The sequence below is a fragment of the Actinosynnema sp. NPDC059335 genome, assembly GCF_042752395.1.
In the GTDB taxonomy this organism is placed as follows: Bacteria; Actinomycetota; Actinomycetes; order Mycobacteriales; family Pseudonocardiaceae; genus Actinosynnema.
In genome coordinates this window covers 18,080-22,890 of the sequence record NZ_JBHYXZ010000014.1, presented here as the reverse complement: position 1 = coordinate 22,890, position 4,811 = coordinate 18,080, and the positions used below count along the sequence as shown (strand labels likewise).

4 protein-coding genes are annotated in these 4,811 nt (G+C 71.1%); 2 read left to right on the top strand and 2 right to left on the bottom strand.

Translation table 11 applies throughout. The annotated features are described in order from the left end of the window. Positions 1-438, top strand: a complete 438-nt coding sequence (locus ACFXGA_RS06880) for a phospholipase (RefSeq protein WP_378084951.1) — start codon at positions 1-3, stop codon at positions 436-438. Positions 439-495: 57 nt separating this feature from the next. On the opposite strand, the gene ACFXGA_RS06875 is transcribed toward ACFXGA_RS06880, so the two are convergent. Together ACFXGA_RS06875 and ACFXGA_RS06870 are read right to left on the bottom strand one after the other, a co-directional pair. Continuing rightward, entirely contained in the window at positions 496-1,173 is a 678-nt protein-coding gene (locus tag ACFXGA_RS06875) for a hypothetical protein (RefSeq protein WP_378084949.1), read from the bottom strand. 240 nt (positions 1,174-1,413) lie between these two features. Continuing rightward, positions 1,414-3,876 (bottom strand): DNA translocase FtsK 4TM domain-containing protein, encoded by a 2,463-nt coding sequence (locus ACFXGA_RS06870; protein WP_378084947.1) that lies wholly within the window; start codon positions 3,874-3,876, stop codon positions 1,414-1,416. 130 nt (positions 3,877-4,006) lie between these two features. Between ACFXGA_RS06870 and ACFXGA_RS06865 the strand changes: the two genes are divergently transcribed. Beyond that, positions 4,007-4,786, top strand: coding sequence for a lysophospholipid acyltransferase family protein (locus tag ACFXGA_RS06865; RefSeq protein WP_378084945.1), 780 nt, complete (start codon positions 4,007-4,009; stop codon positions 4,784-4,786). The last annotated feature ends 25 nt before the right edge of the window (positions 4,787-4,811 follow it).

Sequence of the window (4,811 nt, the reverse complement as noted above, 5' to 3'; positions counted from 1 at the left end):
ATGTTTATAAGACACAGCTCGCTGCGCAAGGGGATCGCCGTGGTGCTCGCCGCCCCCGCCCGGCGGGCCGGCGCCGGCGTCGCCCAGGCGGCCATCAACGCGCCCGCCGTGACCGACGACTACCTCTTCAGCAAGACCCTGTCGCAGTTCAGCTCGCTGCGCGCGCAGCGGCCGTACAGCGACCAGCTCGACTGGTCGTCGGACGGCTGCTCGTGGTCGCCGGACAACCCGTTCGGGTTCAAGTTCCTGCCGGCGTGCCACCGGCACGACTTCGGCTACCGCAACTACAAGCGGCAGGGCCGGTTCACCGAGTCCACCCGGCTGACGATCGACAACAAGTTCAAGTCGGACCTCTACAACCAGTGCGCGGGCAACTGGACCTGCAACCGCACGGCCGACCTGTACTACCAGGCGGTGCGCGAGTTCGGCGCGAGCTGACGCCCCGGCCCGTCCCGCCGGCCCGGTGCGGCCGGGTCGGCGGGACGGGCGGCGCGGTCAGGTCGTGATCGAGAAGCTGTTCGACCGGAAGTCCATGCCGCCCGACGACGACGTGATCTCGAACCCGAACTGCACGTCGCCGACGGTCACGTCGCCGTACCAGCCGCGCGACCCGATCCACTTCAGCACCGCGAGCACGTCGACCGTGCCGGCGTCGGTGTTGCTCGTCCGCACGAACGAGAACACGGCGTTGGAGCCGTTCGAACCGCGGTACACGTCCCAGGTGTGGCCGCCGACGGACACCGTCGTCTGCCTCGACCCGATCGGGCCGACCGCGCCCTGCTTGTTCATCCAGATCATGATCTCGTACGCGTGGTTGTCGGCCCAGATGTCATATGTCGTCGCATACGCGCCCGCCCCCGGCCGCGTCACGTTGAACGAACTGGAAAGCCGGCTCAGCGAACTGAGCTTGCGGTTGACCATCTTCGCCGAGTGCGGGTACGACTTCACGCCGCCGGTGTTCGGGTGGTTCGCCCACACGCCCCAGTTGCTGTAGGAGTTCGCCCAGATCGACTGGAACCCGGCTCCGGAGCCCCAGATGTTGTTGCGGACCGTGTACCCGCCGTTCGACCAGGTCGCCCACTGGTCGCTGGACGACCAGGTGGCGGCCTGAGCCACCCCGGTGGCACCGAGCAGGGACCCCACCAGGGCGATCGCGAGAGCGGCTGAACGCATCCTCTTCATGGCGCTTCTTCCCGGGCATCGTTGCCCACGTCGTCGCGCCCTCTGTCGAAGCGCTTCGACGCTTCGGCGGAAGGCGTCCGGATGATCTGTCGGGAGCGGCGGAGAAGAAAAACTATCGCAGCTCGCTTCACGTCCGGTCAAACGCGTGGCGTGAATACGACAATTCGATCCGTTCGACCGGAATGTTCGACCGGAATTCGACGTCGAACCCGCCCGGGAACCGAGGCGGGCTCAGTCCTCCGGCTCGTCGTCCGGCCCGGAGCCGCCGCGGATGAGGTAGACCACGGAATCCAGCTCGTCCGGTTTGATCAGCACCTCGCGGGCCTTCGAGCCCTCCGACGGCCCCACCACGCCACGCGTCTCCAGCAGGTCCATGAGCCGGCCCGCCTTGGCGAACCCGACCCGCAGCTTGCGCTGGAGCATGGACGTCGAGCCGAACTGGGAGGTGACGATCAGCTCGGCCGCCTGGATCAGCAGCTCCAGGTCGTCGCCGATGTCGGCGTCGATCTCCTTCTTCTCGCCCGCCTTCGCCGCCGTCACGCCGTCGGTGTACTCGGGCTGCGCCTGGTCCTTGGTGTAGTTGACGATCTCGGCGATCTCGTCGTCCCCGACGTACGCGCCCTGGATGCGCACCGGCTTCGACGCGCCCATCGGCAGGTACAGGCCGTCGCCCATGCCGATCAGCTTCTCCGCGCCCGGCTGGTCCAGGATGACGCGGGAGTCGGTGAGCGACGACGTGGCGAACGCCAGCCGCGACGGCACGTTCGTCTTGATCAGGCCCGTCACCACGTCCACCGAGGGCCGCTGCGTCGCCAGCACCAGGTGGATGCCCGCCGCACGCGCCTTCTGCGTGATCCGGACGATGGCGTCCTCGACGTCGCGCGGCGCGGTCATCATCAGGTCGGCCAGCTCGTCCACGATCGCCATGATGTAGGGGTACGGCCGGTACTCGCGTTCGCTGCCGGGCGGCGCGGTGATCTCGCCCGACCGCACCTTCCGGTTGAAGTCGTCGATGTGCCGCACCCGGTTGACCTGCATGTCCTGGTACCGCTGCTCCATCTCCTCGACCAGCCAGGCCAGCGCGGCGGCGGCCTTCTTCGGCTGGGTGATGATGGGCGTGATCAGGTGCGGGATGCCCTCGTACGGCGTCAGCTCGACCATCTTCGGGTCGATCAGGATCATCCGCACCTCGTCCGGCGTCGCCCTGGCCAGCAGCGAGACGAGCATCGAGTTGACGAAGCTCGACTTGCCGGAACCCGTGGAGCCCGCGACCAGCAGGTGCGGCATCTTGGTCAGGTTCGCGGTGACGAAGTGGCCCTCGATGTCCTTGCCCAGCCCGATGACCATCGGGTGGTTGTCCTTGACCGTGGACGGCGAGCGGAGCACGTCGCCCAGCCGCACCATCTCGCGGTCGCTGTTGGGCACCTCGATGCCGACCGCGGACTTGCCGGGGATGGGCGCGAGCAGCCGCACGTTGTCCGTGGCCACCGCGTAGGCGATGTTCTTGGTCAGCGCGGTGATCTTCTCGACCTTCACGCCGGGTCCCAGCTCGACCTCGTACCGGGTGACCGTCGGGCCGCGGGTGAAGCCGGTGACCTGCGCGTCGATGGAGAACTGGTCGAGCACGCCGGAGATGGCCTCGATCATGAGGTCGTTGGCCTTGCTGCGGGCCTTCGGCGCGTCGCCGTCCTTGAGGATGGTCGGCGGCGGCAGGCGGTAGTCGCCCTCGACCGCGCGCACGGCGATCGCGGCCGTCTTCGGGGTCTCCGGGGTCGCCTTCGGCTTGGGCGTCGGCCTGACCGGGGGCGGCGGGGGCGGCGGCTCCTCGTCCAGCGGCAGCTCGGGCTGCTCGTCGGCGTCGGGCGCGGTCGCGGCCTGGCGGCGGCTGCGGGACGGGCGGCGCAGCTTGACCGGCTTCTCCTCGACCTCGGCCACCGGCTCGCCGTCCTCCTCGACGCCGAACCCCTCGACCCGGTCGGACCTGCGGTGCAGCAGACCGCCGAGCCGCGCGGGCACCTCGCGGACCGGCACGTGCACCAGCAGCAGCACGCCGTACCCGAAGATCAGCACCAGCAGCGGGCCGGCGACCCACGGCGTGAGGCCCTGGGCGAGGAACCCGCCGGAGAGGTAGCCGAGCGCGCCGCCCGCGTCGCGGCGGGCGACCGGGTCCATCGGCAGGCCGCCCGCGAGGTGGAACACGCCGAGGAAGCCGACGGCCACCAGGATCGCGCCGATCACCAGGCGTGGCCGCGCCTCCGGGTTGGGGTCGGTGCGCATCAGCGTCACGCCGATCGCCAGCAGCACCACGGGCACGATCACCGCGGGGCCGCCGACGGAGCTGCGGACGGCGACGTCGACCCACTGGCCGACCGGTCCGCCGGCCTGCCACCACACGCCCGCGGCGGTGATCACGGCGACCGAGATGAGCAGCAGCGCCAGGCCGTCGCGGCGGTGCGCGGGGTCCAGCTCCTTGCCGCGGCCGACCGCCCGGACGACCGAGCCGACGCCGCGGCCGAGCACGCCCCAGACCCGGCCGACGGAACCGGAGGACCGCTTCGCGGGCGCGCGTCTGGCGGGCGACCGCTTGGCCGCCGGTCGCGCCGCCCCGGCGCGGGACCCGCCGGACCGCGGCTTCGACCCGGATCCGGAGCGGCGGGTCGTGCCCTTGCGCGAGGTCCCAGTTCGGCCGGCCATGGTGTATACGGTAGTCCCTCCCGCCCCAGCAGCCCCAACGCTCACGGCGGGACGTGACGTGCGCGGCCCGACGCCCATGGTTGCCCCGAACCCGGTGCGCCGACACCTCGACACGCCGTAGCCTGCGCGCGTGCCCACACCACTGCTGTGGCGCGTGCTGACCACCGTCGACCGAGGGTTCGTCGGTCTCAGCGGACGACTCGAAGTCACCGGCGACATCCCGGCGGACCTCCGGGGACGTCCACTGCTGCTCGCGTCCAACCACATCGGCAACCTCGACCCGTTCGTGCTGATCGCGGCGTGCCGCAGGATCGGTGTCGCGCCGCGCTTCCTGCTCGCGGGAGGGCTGCTCGACGCGCCGATCATGGGTCCCGCGCTGCGGGCGTCCGGCCACCTGCGGGTGGACCGCGCGGCGGCGGACGTCGGCGACGCCTACCACCGCACCGTCGAAGCCCTCAAACGCGGCGGCGACCCCATCGCCATGTACCCGGAGGGCCGGATCAGCCTGGACCCCGGGCTGTGGCCGGAACGGGGCAAGACCGGCGCGGCCAGGCTCGCGCTCAGCGGCGACATCCCGGTGGTGCCGGTGAGCCAGTGGGGCGCGCACGAAGCCGTCTACTGGGGCAACACGCGGGTGAGCGGGTGGCAGGACTTCAAGCCCTACCTCACGTCCTACGTGCGCGGGCTGCGGCGGCGGCCGACGTTCAAGGTGCACTTCGGCAAGCCGGTCGACCTGTCCGGGCTGGCGGACGGCAGGCCCGGCGACGCGCGGCGGGCGCACGAGCGGATCATGCGCGCGATCACCGAGGGCCTGGTGCCGCTGCGGCGCGACGAGCCGGACCTGCCGAAGTTCCACGACCCCACGCGGCCGACGACGGGCAGGAGCCCGTGGCGGCCGACGTCGGGCTGAGGCCGGCGCGGTCGTCCCCGACGAC

What these genes read in the sequence shown, in the direction of transcription:
- ACFXGA_RS06880 (WP_378084951.1), top strand. Translation starts at nt 1, where the DNA reads ATGTTTATAAGACACAGCTCGCTGCGCAAGGGGATCGCCGTGGTGCTC.
- ACFXGA_RS06875 (WP_378084949.1), bottom strand. Translation starts at nt 1,173, where the DNA reads ATGCGTTCAGCCGCTCTCGCGATCGCCCTGGTGGGGTCCCTGCTCGGT.
- ACFXGA_RS06870 (WP_378084947.1), bottom strand. Translation starts at nt 3,876, where the DNA reads ATGGCCGGCCGAACTGGGACCTCGCGCAAGGGCACGACCCGCCGCTCC.